This is a genomic window from Paenibacillus sp. P36, from assembly GCF_045866505.1.
Classification (GTDB): Bacteria; Bacillota; Bacilli; order Paenibacillales; family NBRC-103111; genus Paenibacillus_E; species Paenibacillus_E chondroitinus.
The window spans coordinates 5,713,091-5,730,137 of sequence record NZ_AP038372.1 but is presented as its reverse complement, the minus strand read 5'-3'; the positions used below and the strand labels follow the sequence as shown (position 1 = coordinate 5,730,137).

Below are 17,047 nucleotides of genomic sequence, written 5' to 3'. Positions count from 1 at the left end.
AAGGAGAGATCATAAATGCCGCACCATTTTATGCCGTATGAGGTTCCAGAGCAAAAGCAGGTTCGTGTCATTATCAATACTGATGCCAAATGTGAAGCGGACGATCAATATGCGATTGTGCATGCGATTTTATCACAACGCTTACAAATCAAAGGCTTCATCGGCGCCCACTTCGGTCCAAGAAGCGCCGCTCCAATGGAAGAATCTTATGAGGAAGTGGAGCGCGTGCTCCAGCTCATGGGGATGAGAGAGCAATATGGCGTCTATCGGGGGGCTCCGCACAAAATCCCGGATGTACATACGCCTGTGCCTTCGGAAGGTAGCCAACTCATTATTGACGAAGCGATGAAGGATGATCCGAGGCCTTTATTCGTCACCTTTCAAGGGCCGTTAACCGATCTGGCCAGCGCTTATTTGCAGGAGCCGCGCATTGCGGATCGGCTTATCGCCGTTTGGATCGGCGGAGGTACGTATCCTGAGGGGCATGATGAATTTAATTTATCCAATGATGTCGACGCAGTGAATGTTGTTTTCAATTCGCCGATTCCGCTATGGCAGGTTCCTAAAAATGTGTACGAGATGGTGCGCGTTAGCCTCGCCGAGCTTGCTGTAAAGGTTCGTCCTCACGGCCGCATCGGCAGCTATTTGTATGATTATCTCGTCAATCACAATATGAAAAACGGACATCGCCCGCAGTGGCCGAAAGGGGAGACTTGGGTGCTCGGCGATTCGCCGGCCGTTTCTCTGCTGCTGGAGGAGCAAAGGTTCGATTATGAGTTGGTCGAAGCGCCGAATGTGGACGCCGAAATGCGCTATATCGCGAAGCCGGGCAACCGTAAAATCCGTGTCTATCGGAGTGTGGATTCCCGATTTATTTTGGAGGATTTTTACGCGAAATTGGCGTTGTTTGCTCTTTATGAGAAGGAGCGAGATTCACAGGAATAGCGCGAGGGGGGCTATTTACGTGGCTAATGTAACCACTCCCCCCCGACTCTAGCTGAGAAAGCTAAATAGGCCGTTTCGCAGTCGTAAAATCTCCTATTCCCAAATGAGAGTACTAAAAGGGCCGTCTCGCATTGCAATATAGGCATAATTCCGCCATATCTCCGGCGAGAAGGTCAAAAAATTCGTCTCGTAGTCGTTAAATCCGGCAATTCATTGCGAGAAAGCCTAATAGGCTTTCTCGCACCTTCAAAAGTACCTAGAACCTGCTTAAGTGCTCGCCGCAGCTGCCTTCCACCACAAAGACATGCTGTAACGTTGTTTTATGTCGCTAACGTAGCTACAAACTGCACTCGTTAGCATTGTAGAACAAGCTTAAATTCTGCGAGAAACCCCAATCCACGCCTACGACACGCTGTAGCGTTGTTTTACAACGCTAACGTAGCCCCCCTACCCCCGAGTCAGCTCAACTGAAAAGCACAATCGGTTGTCTCACAGCCGAAAAATGCTCCATTACCTTCCGAGTAAGCTCTAAAGGCTGTCTCATATTCCATTGCCCCTTACTCAAGCACCAGCGTTTCCAACTAAAACAGCTTCCACTTTTAACGATCCAAATCGCATGATAAAACGGAGTTTGGCTGAGTAATTATGTAAGCGCTTCATTAAAAAATGCTTCAAGCTGATAATGTGAAATACTTCAAATCTCCATTCGTTTTCTTCCCTCGCAAGCTGGAAAACATATGGTTTTAGCCCCTAGTATGGGTTTATAAAAATTACAATTCTACATATATCCAGTTTCATAAAAGCGTGGTATGATGTGTGATGTCACAATATTTCGTATACGAATGATTTTGGTGTGTAGGGGGGCGCGTTTTGGAAGAGGTTAAAGAACTTGTGGCTGAACTTACGAGGCTGCATAAATTACGGGCTTCTTTACTGTATCGAGAACTTCAGCGGGAAGAGCTTACAGGACCTCAGTTATTTATCTTGCGTGAATTGTTTCAGAAGCAACCTAGAAAGCTTGGTGACCTTGCCCAGTCCGTGCAGCTCAGTAATAGCACTGTGTCAGGTATTGTCGACAGGCTTGAACGTGATGGGATGGTGGAACGCAAAAGAGATGAACAAGATCGCAGGGTGGTCTGGATTGGTACGACAGATTTCTGCCAACAAATGAAGAAATCGAAGGTCGAGACGATGAATAATGAGTTTTATGCAGGTCTAGAAAACGTCTTTACACCCGAGCAGATTGCGACTTGCAAAGAAGTAGTGGGTACATTGATTAAACATTTGGAGAAAAAGCTGGAGGGAACGGAATGAAACGTAAATTAATTTTAATTGTTATTCTGGCTGTTATTGTGCTTAGCGGAGCCTTTATCGGCAGTTATTACTGGTATCAAGGCGCTAACTATGTAGCGACGGACAATGCCCGTATCTCTGCGGATATCTACCGTGTCATGCCTCGAATTTCCGGCAAAATCAATACGCTGGGCATTAAGATGGGGGATACGGTTGTGGCGGACCAAATCGTTGGGCAGCAGGATATTACGAACTTATCAAATAGCTTATTAGATCAAGCATCACTGCGTGCTCCGATTAGCGGAACGGTTATTCAAACTTCTGCCAAGGTCGGCGAAGTCGTGGCTCCTGGCCAGTCTGTAGCGATGATTGTGGATAAAAATGCGCTTTACGTATCCGCAGACATCGATGAGACGAAGATCAAAAAAGTCCATGTGGGTCAAGTGGTAACATTTGATGTCGATACATATGGCAAAACAGAGTTCCAAGGAAAAATTATGGAGATTGGTCAAGCAACAGCGTCTACGTTCTCTTTGCTTCCAACAACAAGTTCAAGCGGGAATTTCACTAAAGTAACACAAAGAATGAGTGTAAAAATTTCTATAGACGATAATAAAGGATTGGATCTAGCGCCAGGAATGAATGCTTCGATCAAAATCCATATCAAAGGGGAGTAAGGATTGCCCATGAAAAAACATCTTAACGTCGTTATCTCTTTAAGTGTTCTGGCCGGTTCCATGATACTTGCGAGCGGTTGTACATCCTCGTCGGCTACTACTGCGCAGTCATCCGTACCTTCCGTCAAGGTGATTACGATCAACAGCGCGAATGCCGTAGGCGCAAGCGGTAAACTGGCATCGGATCAAACCGTTCAAGTCGTGTCCAAAATTGGCGGTAAAATTGCCGCAGTTTCCGTTGAAGAAGGCGCAAAAGTGAAAAAAGGCGATCTGCTTGTGCAGCTTGATACGGAAGATTTGCTCCAACAGTTAGATCAAGCGCAAGCAGGACTAACGGCTTCGCAAGCCAAATTGGCTGATACGGAAGCTGGTGCCCGCTCGCAGGATGTGCAGGCGGCAATGTCAGGTGTTGATCAAGCCAAAGCAGCTGTTAACCAAGCGAAAGCAGGGGTAACGCAAGCACAAGCCGCTTATGATCTTGTGACCAAAGGATACAATCATGCTAAGAACTTTTATGATCAAGGCGATGTAACTTCGGATGAATTGGATAAAGTAACGCTTGATTATGAAAAGGCTAAGTCAGCGAATGATGCTGCCCTTTCACAACAACAGGCTGCGAATGCGCAATTGACTGCGGCAGAAGCGAAGCTTGGTTTGCTCAGAGAAGGTGCAACAGCAAATACGTTAGAACAATTAAAAGCCGATGTTACCGCTAAACAAGCTGCTTTGAATCTCGTTCAAATTGCAGTGAAAAATGCGGGAGTCGTATCTCCTATCGATGGCGTCATTGTTAAAAAGAACGTAAACGCAGGAGAAATGGCGCAAGCCGGTGCTGCTTTATTGACCGTTGTTAATGTGGATAAAGTGAAAGTTGAAGTTAGCGTACCTGAAGGAATGATCAATTCGATCAAGGAAGGTGGCAAAGGTAACGTTGTTGTTCCTAGTGTTCCTGGTAAAACATTTGAAGGAACGGTTTCCTTTGTAAGTCCGGTATCTGACACGAATAATAATACATTCCCGGTTAAGTTGACAGTAAACAACCCGGATGGAACGTTACATGCAGGTGCTGTAGCAAGTGTTGACTTCGGAGGCAGCAGCAAAGAAAGTCGCGTTGAAGTGCCTAAAGTAGCGCTTGTTCAAAAAGATGGGAAATCCGTCGCTTTCAAACTTAACGGTGACGCCGTGCAATCCGTTGTTCTTCAGACTGAAGACAAGAATCAGGATTGGGTATACCTTAAAGGAGACTCGGCTCTGAAACCGGGAGATAAAATCGTCTTGAACCCGGGTGACAAGCTGACAGACGGAGCTAAGGTTCATGCCGAGTAAAGGAGGCTGCTACAATGTCAACAACAACGGCAGATACAGCTACTCCGGCAGTTGAGCAAAAAGAGGAGCAGATTACAGTCTACCAGTGGTTAGCACTGTTAGTACTCATTCTAGGCACATTTCTAGCCATTTTGGACAATAGTTTAATGAACGTTGCGATACCGAAACTGATGGCTGTATTCGGTTCAACATCTACGGAAATCGAATGGGTTGTTACGGGGTATATGCTCGCTTCAGCTGTCGTTGTTCCGATGGGTGGCTTTCTGGCGGACCGATTCGGTTACAAAACAACGTTTCTGACCACGGTGAGCGCGTTTATCGTTGGTTCGGTATTATGCGGGATCGCTTGGAGCGACACGAGTCTTATTATTTTCCGAATTATTCAAGGACTTGGCGGCGGCTTTATTATGCCGGTCGGGATGGCCATGCTTTACCAGATCATGCCTCGCAGCAAAATTCAAGTAGCGATGGGGATCTGGGGGATTTCAGCGATGGCTGCGCCTGCGATGGGGCCAACGTTAAGCGGATATTTAATTGATAATTTCAGCTGGCGCTATTTATTTTACATTAACGTTCCCATTGGGATTGTTGCCGTAGGTCTTGGTTTGATTATCTTGAAAGAGACGCCTAAACGTGCAGGGCTGAAATTTGATTACGTAGGCAGTATCTTATGTATGATTGTTTTCAGCACACTGCTTCTGGCATTGACGGACGGTCAAGCGGACGGATGGACTTCCTTCTATATCGTAAGTTTGTTTTTCATCTCTATTTCCTGTTTTATTCTATTAGTTTATATCGAGTTGGGTAAAGATAATCCGATTATGGATTTTCGCTTGTTTAAAAACTCCGTCTTTACGATCAGCTTGGCAGCTTCAAGTTTCGTTATGATTTCCATGCAGGGCGGGATCTATATGATGCCAATTTTTCTGCAAAATGTAACGGGGCTGACGCCTATGCAGACAGGGTTGGTCATGATGCCGCAGTCGATCGCCATGGCTTTCATGATGCCAGTTGCAGGGAAACTGGTTTCCAAATACGGAGTCGTACCTCTAAGTATCGTAGGGTTGGCTATTATTGGTTTTACAACGCTGGAAATGCATGTTCTGTCGCAGCAAACGTCTACACATTGGATTAGCGGTTTGCTTGTTATCCGTGGGATTGGTATCGGTTTGTGTATGATGCCGCTGTCTTCAGCCGGGATGAATACGTTGCCCAATCATTTGATCGGCAGAGCTTCCTCTGTATCCAACGTTGTGCGTAACGTTATGGCATCGCTTGGTATCGCCTTGCTGACCAGTATTATGAATAACAAATCTACGCAGTTCGGAGTAAGATTCAATGAATCCATTTCTACGAATACACCTGCGTATGCTGATTTTCAGACAAATGTCGTTCATCGTTACTTAGAACTCGGAACGGACGCAAGTTCAGCTTCCGGCGGTGTTATCGGCGTTTTATACGGACTCGTACAGAAAGAGGCTTTGACAAGAGCGATTGCTGACACCTTAATGGTATCTGCGGTTCCGGCTTTCATTGCGATCGTCTTGGTCATTTTTATGCGGAAGAAAAAGAAAAGTGAGGCAGCCGAGCAGCAATCCGCCAAAGATTCTGATGCTCAGCACCATGTGATGATTGAAATGTAATCGCAAAACTCACTCTTGGGAGGAACGGGAAAAATGAAAATTCAATTTAAACAAGTAGCAATGACGCTCGTTCTGTCATCAGCACTGCTGATGACGGGACTTCCGGCGCTTGCAGAAGGAACAGATGCTGCTGTTGCTCAAACAGTCGCTGCTCCGGTTTATCAAATAAGCGACAGCCTCCAAGTTGTAATCGAAGGCGTCTCTAGCGAGAAAACAGCAAACGGTGTGCGTCTCGGTTCTGTCATTAGAATCATAAACACCAGCAATCAGACCCTGCGCATCCCAGACTATGAGCTTAAAGTAAAAACGACGGATGGTACCATCTATACGCTGCGTCCAAGCAGCAGCAATGCACACGGGGTGCAGCCGGAGTCGGAAGTCGAATTGACTTATTTGAAAGTCATTAACCGTCAAACAGAAGTGGATTTAAGCAATCTTTCACTGATTGATGTGAATTATGATGTGTATCCGAAACAAGAGACTTTGCTTCTTTCTGCTCCAATCGATGGGGTAGTATGGAACGGAAATCGCGGAGAGTTTAAAAAGGCTCCTACTTCCATTAAATGGGGAGAAACGTTCAGCATCCCAACTGTGGCATCGCCACTGCAATACAAAACAGTGGATATTACCAGAAGCAACAGCAATGAAGGTGCTGTGTATGTTGTGAAACTTTTGGTAACCAATCCGAACGATCAAGCGGAAACTTTGCCAGCTATTGAATTGGATGGCAAGTCCAAAACGAATCTGTATGCGGGCAAACAGGTTGAAGATGCTCCTGTCGTGCTGGATGCAGGTCAAAGTAAATATGTTCATTATGCAATTCATGCCGATATGGATACTGTGCTGAACAGCATCAATGTGCTGACATCCGAAAGCTTCACGCAAGCAGATGCAGCAGGCAATGTAAAAACTTCAGCATTCACGATCGGAAAACTGAATGTGGAGATGCCAGGCGCTGCTGGTGCTACAGGCAGTTATACGTATGGAACACCGATTACTTTTGAGAAATGGAATGACGTTATTAATCAGGATCTTGATGTAGCCTTGGTAGAACTGCATGTTACGGACAACAAAGATCAAGGCAGCAAAGTCGCTTTTGCTAAGTTTACTTTGACGAACAAAGGTGTAAGTGACATTCCTGTTCCGGCTTTCCAAACGATGTTGTCTAGTCCGACCGGCTATGATTACACAGGTTCCAGACAAAATGATGCTCAGAAGTCGATCGCGCCAGGAACTTCAACGGTTGTCAGCTATGCATTTGTACTGCCTGTGTCTGAGACAAGCGATACATACACGATGAAGGTGCAAAACGAAATCAAAGGACAAACGGGCGGAGAATCCAAACCGGCATTCAAGTCAACGATTGCTTCTTACAAAGTAGCTGTACAGGAGCCAGAGGATAGACATGAAATCTCTTTGTACCCTTATACGGTTAATTTGAAAGACTACATGTTGTCTCAAATTACAGTGCCTGGACAAACGATTGCTCTCAACTACACCTACAAATTGCAGCTGTATATGGATCTCATTCGTGATCCTAAGGTGTTGGTAGACAATAGCTTCTCCAAATTGAAATTTGAGCTGGTTGATCGATCGGGTACGATTTTGGGTTCTAAAATCTTCCCATTCACCGGCACTGACCGCTTGGTTAATGGTAAACAAACGTTAACTTTCAGCAACTTAACGACTGATCAACTTCAAAATAATGTACTGGTTAATGTATATGAAGTGTTGAACACACCTTCAGGCGAAGTAGACCGGCTTATTGCAGAGTTGAAATAAATCATAGAAGAGGGTGTCTCAATAGCCATGTACATGGTGGGGGCATCCTCTTTGTTTTAATTGCTTGGAATTTCTGGTAGACTGTCTGATATCATGTCTGTAGGGTTACCGCTTACCCTTCCTGTTATTTTTTTAAATACAGATAGGCAAACGATACGTAAAGCCATATAATTAGGAAGGACAATCACAGTTATTCAGGAGGAAGGGAATCATGTCATTAATTGGAGAAGAACGCAAAGACTATATACTAAACCTGCTTAACCTTGAGGGGAAAGTAAAAACGACGGACCTGGTTGACAATCTGAATGTATCTTCTGAAACGATTCGCAGATATCTGGAGGAATTGGAAGAAGAAAACAAATTGAAGCGGGTATATGGCGGCGCTGTGAAAATCAATCTCTCCCGTGAGGAACCCTCCCATCTGAAGAGAGAAGTTTTGCATGCGGAAGAAAAACGAATCATCGGCCGTTCTGCAGCTACATTAGTGGAAGATAACGAGGTTATTTTCATCGATGATGGATCAACGACTTTGCACATCATTGATTATTTGCTTAATAAGAAAAATATAACAGTACTTACAAATTCAGTTCCTGCTCTTTACCTGCTCATTGATTACAAGAACAAGGAACTCCTTTCCGGCGACATCTTCTTCATCGGAGGGAAAGTAAGTTCATTACAGTCTCGTGTTGTCGGCTCTATGGCTGAAAAAATGATCGAGAACTTTTATGTGGATAAAGCTTTTATTTCGATTGACGGCATTATGTTGGACAAAGGGATCACGGCTTTCGATGAAGATCGCGGACAATTTGCCAGAAAATTAATTGACCAATCGAAGATTAGCGTTGTGGTAACGGACAACTCGAAATTTGGGCAAGTACAATTTTACAAAATTGCGGACTTGAACAAGATCGATATTATCGTCAGCAATGTGGACGCTCCTAAAGAGTGGAAAGAACAGTTAGTACAAAAAGATATTACCTGGATTCAGGCAGAATAAAAAATAGGTAGTGAGAGAAGCATCTGAGGCAGCGGCCTTGGGTGCTTTTTTGTATTTCTTAGAACCATTTATCGGTAATTTTTCGACTTTTTTATGAAAATACTCCACTCTCAATTGAAGCGTTTACAGATAAGATGAAAGCAGTAAACGATATTGAGGTGAACAACCAAAGTGATACATCCACTTGTACAAATGGAAGGTATTGATAAGCATTTCCCCGGCGTACAGGCGCTTTCCGGCTGCCAATTTGAACTAATCCCAGGTGAGGTTCATGCTTTGGTTGGTGAGAATGGTGCAGGAAAGTCGACCATGATGAAGATCCTGACAGGCATCTATCAGAAAGACGGCGGACGCCTCCTGTTGAAAGGGAAGGAGGTTCAGATTCCGGATACCAAAACCGCTCAACAACTAGGTATCAGCATCATTCATCAAGAGCTCAATTTGATACCTGATTTGACAATCGCTCAGAATATGTTCATTGGGCGGGAGCCGCGGAAGAAACTGCGATTTCTTTTAGATGAAAAGAAAATGAATGATGACACGAAGGCGCTTTTGGAACAGCTGAACCTGAACTTGGATCCGCGTATGAAAATATCGGAGCTGAGCGTCGCCAAGCAGCAAATGATTGAGATCGCCAAGGCGCTGTCCTTCCATTCCGAGGTGCTCATCATGGATGAACCGACTGCGGCGCTGACGGAAGCGGAAATAAACGAGCTGTTCCGGATGATTGAGAAGCTGCGGCATAACGGTGTAGGTATTGTTTATATTTCCCATCGCATGGAAGAGTTAAGAAGAATTAGCGACCGAATAACGGTCATGCGGGACGGGCGTTACATTACGACTGTGAAGACGCAAGAAACATCCATGAATGCGATCATTTCGATGATGGTTGGAAGGGAAATCGTAGTTGAGAAACGGCCAAGCTGGCAAGTCGGATCGCAGGATACGGTTTTGAAAGTCGAAAATCTAAGTCGAGGGAATGCCTTCAAAGATATTCATTTTACTGTGAATGCCGGTGAGATCGTGGGCGTTGCCGGTTTAATGGGAGCAGGCCGAACGGAGATGGCGCGAGCGATTTTTGGAGCCGATCGTATGGATACTGGAGAAGTCTATGTACATGGGAAAAAAGTGAATATTCGCGGAACGCATGACGCGGTGAAACACGGGATCGGGTATCTCTCCGAGGACCGCAAGCGATATGGACTTGTCGTGGATATGGAGGTGGGGGCCAACATTGCGCTGCCCTCTTTGAAGAAATTCCGCAACCGCATCGGGTGGATGAAGGATGGTCGCATTGAACAAGTATCGGGCCAATATGTAGAGTCTCTGAAAATAAAAACGCCTAGTGTGCAGCAGAAAGCGAAGTTTCTGTCAGGAGGCAATCAGCAAAAGGTCGTCATCGGGAAATGGTTGCATCGCGATTGCCAGATTCTTATCTTTGATGAGCCGACAAGAGGGATTGATGTGGGGGCAAAATCGGAGATTTATGCACTGTTAGAGGATTTAGCCAAGCAAGGAAAGGCGATTTTGATGATTTCCTCCGAGCTGCCCGAAATTTTGCGTTTAAGCCATCGTGTGCTGGTGATGTGTGAAGGCCGAATTACCGGTGAGCTTCCAGGGGATCTGGCCAACCAAGAAGAGATTATGAAATTAGCAACAAGCCGCAATTAAGAAAGGATGGACATTCATGCAATTAAGCAGCTTGAAATCTTCAAAGCCTATGCTTCCAAAGACAGCCGCTACACAGAAATTGTTAGCTTTCGCCAGCTTGGCGCTCTTAGTTATTATTTTCTCGCTCTCCTCCAGCAATTTCTTGCAATTCACGAATATCGTCGGGATTCTTCTATCAACGGCTGTCATCGGTGTCCTGGCGTTAGGCTCAACGTTCGTTATTATTGCAGGCGGCATTGATCTCAGCGTCGGCACGGTCATGACTTTCTCGGCTGTGATGACCGGCGTGTTCATAACGAACTGGCATTTGCCGATTCCCATTGGCATTCTGGCAGGAATTTTGACTGGCGTCCTATGCGGATTGTTCAGCGGTTTTGCGGTAGCGAAGATGAATATTCCACCGTTTATTGCGACACTGGCCGTCATGATGATGACGAAAGGCTTGTCACTTGTGATTTCGCATGCGAAACCGATTTACTTTAATGAAACGCCTGCTTTTCGTGAAATTGTAATGGGCACCGCGTTGGAAAAGGTGATTCCCGGCTTTGCGGTTCCGAATGCGATTCTGATCTTTTTCGGCCTTGCCATTGTTTCAAGCTTGGTGCTGACGAAAACGGTGATTGGACGTTATAACTTTGCATTAGGCAGCAATGAGGAAGCAACGCGGCTATCCGGCGTAAACATCCGTTTCTGGAAAATTGCCATCTACGTATTAACCGGTTTATTTAGCGGGATTGCGGGGGTCATGATTGCTTCGAGACTTGACTCCGCTCAACCTGCGCTTGGGATGGGGTATGAGTTGGAAGCCATCGCCGCCGTCGTCATCGGGGGCACGTCGTTAAGCGGAGGCCAGGGATCTATCTTGGGAACCGTGATCGGGGCCTTGATTATGAGTGTCATGACCAATGGGTTAAGGATCTTGTCCGTTCCTCAAGAATGGCAAACAGTTATCGTGGGTATTGTGGTTTTGCTTGCGGTGTATGCAGACATTCTGCGTCGGCGCAAGGCGAGGTAATGACTTTAGGTGTTCCTTCTTTGTAAGAATTCATATACCAAATTCCAAGTAAAAGGGAGACGACAAAATGAAAAACAAAATGAGTAAAGTTGTCATGGTCACCGCTGCGCTTACACTTTCTGCATCTCTTCTCGCTGCTTGCGGCTCAAGCTCAACCTCCAGCACAACAACATCATCTTCAGCCAAGCCTGCTTCTTCGAACGCTTCAAAACCTTACATTCCTGTGATTTCCAAAGGTTTTCAGCACCAATTCTGGCAAGCGGTCAAGCAAGGAGCAGAAAAAGCCGCAAAAGAATTCGACGTGAATATTACGTTCGAAGGCCCGGAAACCGAAGCGCAGGTCGATAAACAGATTGAAATGCTGCAAGCTGCGCTGGATAAAAAGCCAACCGCCATTGCCTTCGCAGCGCTGGACAGCAAAGCATCCGTTTCGCTTCTGCAAAAAGCGAAGTCCGCGAATATTCCGGTTATCGGCTTCGATTCCGGCGTAGACAGCGACATTCCCGTCACGACAGCGGCGACGGATAACAAGAAAGCCGCAGCGCTCGCCGCTGACAAAATGGCGGAGAAGATTGGCGATGCCGGTGAAGTTGCGCTTGTTGTGCATGACCAAACGAGCCGCACCGGCGTTGATCGCAGAGACGGCTTCGTCGACCAGATGAAAGCGAAGCATCCGAACATCAAAATCGTTGATATTCAATATGGCGGCGGCGACCAATTGAAATCAACCGATTTGGCCAAGGCGATCATTCAAGGGCACCCGAACTTGAAAGGTATTTTTGGAGCCAATGAAGGCTCGGCGATTGGTGTCGTCAACGCGGTGACGGAGCTCAAAAACGATAAGCTTGTCATTATCGGCTATGACTCGGGCAAAGCGCAAATTGACGCCATTAAGAGCGGCAAAATGGCTGGCGCCATTACTCAAGACCCGATCGGAATCGGTTATTGGTCCGTTAAGGCGGCGGTCATGGCGAGCAAAGGCGAAAAAGTAGAGAAGACCATCGATACAGGATTCCACTGGTATGATAAAACAAACATTGACTCTGCTGAAATTAAAGCATTGCTGTATAACTAAGTTTAGAGGAGGTTGCTCTTAAGCGGGCAACCTCTTTCTCAAAAAGAAATTCCAGACCTCTACAGGAAATGTAAGCGCTATTCTCGAATAGAGTTGAGGTTCAGAGCGAATTTGTTAAACCTGAGGTGGTAAGGTGTATACCCTGATCATAGTTGATGACGAAGAGGCTGTACGGGAAAGTATTCGTGAGAAAATGGATTGGGAGGCCAATGGCTTCGAGTTAATTGGTTCTTATGGTGATGGGAGAGAGGCCTTGGATTCCCTTGACATCCGGGTGCCGGATGTGATTATTACGGATATTTCGATGCCTCACATGGATGGGCTGGCGCTTGCCGCGGCCATTGCTGATCGTTACCGGGATATTACCGTCATTATTATGACGGGGTTCGGAGAATTCGAATACGCCAAGCAGGCCGTTAAACTGAAGGTTTATGAATATGTGATGAAACCCGTTGGCCATCACGAATTTACGGGTATTTTACAGCATTTGAGAAAAGAGCTGGATGAGAAACGGTTAAGGAATGAAGATCTGTCCAGGCTGCAAAGCCAACTAAATATGAGCATGCCTTTATTGCGTGAGCAATTTTTAGAACGCATGGTCACCAGTGAAGTGAAGAAAGAGGAGATTCTGAACAAATTTGCCTTGTTTCATTTGTCACTCCCAGGGCCTCACTATATGGCGGCAACGTTAGACGTGGAAGAGTTTATGTACCCAATGGTTACGAAAATAAGCTCGGAGACCGAATTACTGCGGTTTGCCGTGTATAATATTGTTCACGAAATTTTTGAGTTAGAGCAAGGCGGTATTGTCTTTCGGACGAGAGACGAGCGAATCGGCATCATTTTCTCAGGGGAAATGCCTTATTTGATTCTGGCTGTCCAGAAATACGCAGAGCAAGCCCTGCAGTGCATAGAAAAGTATGTGAGAGTTCGCGTTTCGATTGGGATTGGCAGACCGTACCGAACGATGGAGGAGCTGTCCAAATCGTATTCCGAAGCGGGTTCGGCGCTCGATTATCGGTTTATGGTCGGCAAAAATAAAATTATTTCCATTGAAGATATCGTGCATGGGAAAGGCAAATTGCAGGTGCATCATGCAGAATGGGAGCGCAAACTGATCGCAGCGTTGAAGACGGGGAATAAAGAACTTTTCGCCAGGCTCTTGAATGACTGGATGCATGAACTGCGTGCTTCGCAATCCTCGGTAGATCGCTGTTACATTTATGTGCAGAGGCTTCTTGTAGCCATCATTCAAGTATTTGAGGACTCCGGTCATGACGCCCTGGAGGCTGCGGATATTCTCGGACAGGTTCGAGCCTACAAAACCTTAGATGAAATAAAAGGGTGGCTGGAGTTGTTATGTCTGCAGTTGTTTGAACAGGTCATGATGAAAATGGCGCAAGATGTAGACTCTTTGTTGATCCGGTCTGAAGTGTATATTCTGGAAAACTATCAGAATGAGAACTTATCGCTGAATGAAGTGGCCCAACACGTCTACATGAGCATGAATTATTTCAGCGGGCTGTTCAAGCAAAAGAAAGGCCAGTCCTTCATTGAATATGTCACATGGATACGCCTTGCCAAAGCGAAGGAGCTTTTAACTGAGACGAATTTGAAAGCCTATGAAATTGCCGCGAAAATTGGATACAGCGACCCGCAGTATTTCAGCGTGATTTTTAAACGGCATCATGGGATGACGCCCAAAGAATATAGATCAGCAAGCAGAGAGGGGAGCTCTCTTGAATAAGAGGCGTTTCTTTAGATTTAAAAGCATTCACACGAGCATAGCTGTCGCTTTCTCCTGTTTGATCATAGGCACAACGCTTATTCTGAGCTACAACACATACCGCCAGTCGTCGGACTCGGTTACGGAAAACTCCGTGCAGTATACGAATGAGCTGATCAATCAGGTTGGGACGACCATTGAGACATACATTGACAATATGAAAAGTATTTCGTCCCTGCTGTATAACAATGGGCAAATCAGGCAGTATTTGACGATGACGGATCCACATTCAGAAGTCGGACAAAGCCTGGTCAACGCGATTGAAAGCTCCCTGCAAGTCATCGTTCAATCCAGAAATGACATTAGTGCCATTCTTTTTATAGGCTCCAATGGAGCTGTCATCTCCGACCGGGAGCAGAGCGCCCTGAAGAGTTATCCGGAGTTAATTGCGCAGGATTGGTATACGAAAGCGAAAAATGACGCCATCTATATTTCTTCCTCGGAAGTTGAACACGTCTATCGCAACGAATATCCATGGGTCATCTCCATGAGCCAGCAGTTTCGGGGCGACGATCGAATCAACAAGACCGGCGTGCTGCTGATCGATTTGAATTACACGATCATTAATGACCTCTGCAGCCATATTCAACTAGGCAAGAGAGGGTATGTGTTTATTGTCAATTCCGAAGGAGACCTCGTTTATCACCCTCAGCAGCAGATCATCCATACGAATTTGAAAAGTGAACCTATTGAAGCGATTCTGGCCTCGGGAGACGGGCAGTTATCCTTGAAAGAAAATGATCATGAAAAAATCTTATCGATCCGAACGACGAATTTTGGTTGGAAAATTGTTGGTGTCACGTATCCCGAAGAGCTGGTTGGCAATAAAAAAAAGATGCAGCTGTCAACGGTTCTATGGGGCAGCGTCTGTTTGATCATCGCGCTGGGTATTTCAATCGTGCTATCGTTTACACTCAGTAGACCGATCAAGAAGCTGGAAGCGAATATGAAGCAGGTGGAACAGGGCAACTTTGACATTCGGGCTGATATCACGCAAGCCGATGAGATTGGGAAATTAGCGAGAAGCTTCAATGTCATGCTGGTCAAAATAAAGGATCTCATGAAACAGATCGTTCATGAAGAGGCGCTGCTTCGGACAAGTGAAATCAAAGCGCTCCAATCCCAGATCAACCCGCATTTCTTGTATAACACGCTGGAATCGATCATTTGGATGGCGGAAACAAACAAAATGAGAGAAGTCGTGAAAATGACCATGGCCCTCTCCAAAATGCTGCGTTACAGCATAGGCAAAGGGGAGCAAGAAGTTTCCGTATCCATGGAAATGGAGCACTTGGCTAACTATCTCACGGTGCAATCCATGCGATACACCAATAAATTTTCGTATGCGATTGAGGTAGAACCCGAACTGCAAAGCTGCCGTATGCTTAGGATAATGCTTCAACCGCTCGTGGAAAATGCGATTTACCATGGCATCAGGCGCATGGAAGAACGGGGGCATATCCGCATTGAAGGGCGGTTGGTTGACGGCGTCATCCAAATTACGGTAAGCGATAACGGGTTAGGTATGGATAAAGCCAAGCTGCAAGGCTTGCTGGGAGCGGGAGCGGGACTAGGACCAGATTCCGAATCTTCCAAGGATCAGGGGCTAGGGGTTTGGAATGTGCATCATCGTATTCAGCTGTTCTATGGTACAGCGTATGGCTTGTCTTTCGAAAGTGAACCGGAAGAAGGGACGACAGTCACATTGCGAATTCCTTGCTCCGAGTTGGAGGTGAAAGACGAATGAAGCGTTGGTTACTTTTAATTGTCATAGCGATCCTATCAATGGTTGTTTATGTGTATGGTTTAAAAGCGGCAGGTAAAAATAATCAGCCCATCGTTTTTGTGCCCAAGACGATTGATAAGCAAATTGAGTTTTGGCAGGTTGTCGAGCAAGGCGTCAATGCCGCTGCCGCAGAGATGGGGAGCACAGTGAAGGTTGTCGGCACAGACACGGAAAAAGATGTCGATGGTCAAATTCGGTTGCTGCGCGAAGTCATAGCGATGAAGCCGAAGGCAATTGTCTTGTCCGCTTTAGATTTTGAGCGAACGGTGCCTATTGCGCACGAAATTGTAAAAGCCGGCATTCCCTTAATTACTGTGGACTCTGGTCTCAAGGGGGGCATTTCCAAGTCGTTTATCGCCACCGATAATGTGGAAGCGGGTAAAAAAGCGGGTGAAGCGCTGATCCAGACATTGCCGAATCGCGGGCAAGTAGCCATTATAAATTTCATTAAAGGGTCATCTACTTCCATTGAAAGAGAAAACGGCCTTCGCTCTGCCATACAGAGGGACACGGGCTTCCAAATTCTGAACACCTACTACAGCGAGGGATCTTCGGAAAAAGCTTACGACATTACGATGCAGCTGCTGAAGGATTACCCGAATTTGCAAGGAATAGTCGGATTAAATGAGCCTTCGACCCTTGGCGCGGCCAAAGCGCTTCACGATTGGAAGAAGCCAGGAGAGATCAAGCTGATTGGCTTCGACAGTTCCATGGAGGAAATCGGTTTCCTGGAAGAGGAAATCATTCAGGCAATGGTCGTCCAGAAGCCGTTCAATATGGGCTATGTGGCATTGAAGACGGCGGTTCAATTGAGCAATGGGCAGAAGGTGGAAGGAAGGATCGATACGGGGGCGGAGGTTATCTGGAAAACGAACATGTATACGAAACCGAATCAGAAGCTGCTTTTTCCAATCCTGGATAAGCGTCCTTAGTGGATGCCTTCAGGATTTTTTCTTTTCGACAGCATTTGACACCAAATTCTTCCAAAAAAAGTTGTTGCATTTTCCAATATTACACGGTACGATACAGATAATAGTTAAGCGCTTACATT

The 17,047-nt window shown here is 45.9% G+C and carries 13 protein-coding genes; all 13 read left to right on the top strand.

Going from position 1 to position 17,047, the window contains the following annotated elements; genetic code table 11:
- The first annotated feature begins 15 nt into the window (after positions 1-15).
- Positions 16-945 (top strand): nucleoside hydrolase, encoded by a 930-nt coding sequence (locus tag ACKTT9_RS25895; RefSeq protein WP_407868148.1) that lies wholly within the window; start codon positions 16-18, stop codon positions 943-945.
- 870 nt (positions 946-1,815) lie between these two features.
- The gene (locus ACKTT9_RS25890) at positions 1,816-2,259 is read left to right on the top strand and encodes a MarR family winged helix-turn-helix transcriptional regulator (RefSeq protein ID WP_407868147.1); all 444 of its coding nucleotides are present in this window, start codon (positions 1,816-1,818) and stop codon (positions 2,257-2,259) included.
- Positions 2,256-2,915, top strand: coding sequence for an HlyD family secretion protein (locus ACKTT9_RS25885; protein WP_157322124.1), 660 nt, complete (start codon positions 2,256-2,258; stop codon positions 2,913-2,915). Before ACKTT9_RS25890 ends, ACKTT9_RS25885 begins: the two co-directional genes overlap by 4 nt.
- A gap of 9 nt (positions 2,916-2,924) precedes the next feature.
- A complete protein-coding gene (locus ACKTT9_RS25880) occupies positions 2,925-4,241 on the top strand; it encodes an efflux RND transporter periplasmic adaptor subunit (protein ID WP_407868146.1) in 1,317 nt (438 codons plus the stop codon).
- Between the two features lie 14 nt (positions 4,242-4,255).
- The gene (locus ACKTT9_RS25875) at positions 4,256-5,884 is read left to right on the top strand and encodes a DHA2 family efflux MFS transporter permease subunit (protein WP_127450302.1); all 1,629 of its coding nucleotides are present in this window, start codon (positions 4,256-4,258) and stop codon (positions 5,882-5,884) included.
- Positions 5,885-5,917: 33 nt separating this feature from the next.
- Complete coding sequence (locus tag ACKTT9_RS25870; RefSeq protein WP_407868145.1) at positions 5,918-7,666, top strand: hypothetical protein; 1,749 nt, start codon at positions 5,918-5,920, stop codon at positions 7,664-7,666.
- A gap of 211 nt (positions 7,667-7,877) precedes the next feature.
- Positions 7,878-8,663, top strand: a complete 786-nt coding sequence (locus ACKTT9_RS25865; RefSeq protein ID WP_157322119.1) for a DeoR/GlpR family DNA-binding transcription regulator — start codon at positions 7,878-7,880, stop codon at positions 8,661-8,663.
- A 192-nt stretch (positions 8,664-8,855) separates the two neighbouring features.
- Entirely contained in the window at positions 8,856-10,334 is a 1,479-nt protein-coding gene (locus ACKTT9_RS25860; RefSeq protein ID WP_407873112.1) for a sugar ABC transporter ATP-binding protein, read from the top strand.
- A gap of 16 nt (positions 10,335-10,350) precedes the next feature.
- The gene (locus tag ACKTT9_RS25855) at positions 10,351-11,349 is read left to right on the top strand and encodes an ABC transporter permease (protein WP_157322117.1); all 999 of its coding nucleotides are present in this window, start codon (positions 10,351-10,353) and stop codon (positions 11,347-11,349) included.
- A gap of 67 nt (positions 11,350-11,416) precedes the next feature.
- Positions 11,417-12,424 carry an ABC transporter substrate-binding protein gene (locus tag ACKTT9_RS25850; RefSeq protein ID WP_407868144.1) on the top strand — a complete coding sequence of 336 codons (1,008 nt, stop codon included), beginning with the start codon at positions 11,417-11,419 and terminating at the stop codon, positions 12,422-12,424.
- A 133-nt stretch (positions 12,425-12,557) separates the two neighbouring features.
- Positions 12,558-14,171 (top strand): response regulator, encoded by a 1,614-nt coding sequence (locus ACKTT9_RS25845; RefSeq protein WP_407868143.1) that lies wholly within the window; start codon positions 12,558-12,560, stop codon positions 14,169-14,171.
- Positions 14,164-15,957: a sensor histidine kinase gene (locus ACKTT9_RS25840; protein ID WP_407868142.1), complete on the top strand. Its 1,794-nt coding sequence runs from the start codon at positions 14,164-14,166 to the stop codon at positions 15,955-15,957. Before ACKTT9_RS25845 ends, ACKTT9_RS25840 begins: the two co-directional genes overlap by 8 nt.
- On the top strand, positions 15,954-16,928 hold the full coding sequence (locus tag ACKTT9_RS25835; RefSeq protein ID WP_407868141.1) for a substrate-binding domain-containing protein: 975 nt from the start codon (positions 15,954-15,956) through the stop codon (positions 16,926-16,928). Before ACKTT9_RS25840 ends, ACKTT9_RS25835 begins: the two co-directional genes overlap by 4 nt.
- Positions 16,929-17,047 lie beyond the last annotated feature (119 nt).

What these genes read in the sequence shown, in the direction of transcription:
- ACKTT9_RS25895 (WP_407868148.1), top strand. Translation starts at nt 16, where the DNA reads ATGCCGCACCATTTTATGCCGTATGAGGTTCCAGAGCAAAAGCAGGTT.
- ACKTT9_RS25885 (WP_157322124.1), top strand. Translation starts at nt 2,256, where the DNA reads ATGAAACGTAAATTAATTTTAATTGTTATTCTGGCTGTTATTGTGCTT.
- ACKTT9_RS25880 (WP_407868146.1), top strand. Translation starts at nt 2,925, where the DNA reads ATGAAAAAACATCTTAACGTCGTTATCTCTTTAAGTGTTCTGGCCGGT.
- ACKTT9_RS25875 (WP_127450302.1), top strand. Translation starts at nt 4,256, where the DNA reads ATGTCAACAACAACGGCAGATACAGCTACTCCGGCAGTTGAGCAAAAA.
- ACKTT9_RS25870 (WP_407868145.1), top strand. Translation starts at nt 5,918, where the DNA reads ATGAAAATTCAATTTAAACAAGTAGCAATGACGCTCGTTCTGTCATCA.
- ACKTT9_RS25865 (WP_157322119.1), top strand. Translation starts at nt 7,878, where the DNA reads ATGTCATTAATTGGAGAAGAACGCAAAGACTATATACTAAACCTGCTT.
- ACKTT9_RS25860 (WP_407873112.1), top strand. Translation starts at nt 8,856, where the DNA reads ATGGAAGGTATTGATAAGCATTTCCCCGGCGTACAGGCGCTTTCCGGC.
- ACKTT9_RS25855 (WP_157322117.1), top strand. Translation starts at nt 10,351, where the DNA reads ATGCAATTAAGCAGCTTGAAATCTTCAAAGCCTATGCTTCCAAAGACA.
- ACKTT9_RS25850 (WP_407868144.1), top strand. Translation starts at nt 11,417, where the DNA reads ATGAAAAACAAAATGAGTAAAGTTGTCATGGTCACCGCTGCGCTTACA.
- ACKTT9_RS25835 (WP_407868141.1), top strand. Translation starts at nt 15,954, where the DNA reads ATGAAGCGTTGGTTACTTTTAATTGTCATAGCGATCCTATCAATGGTT.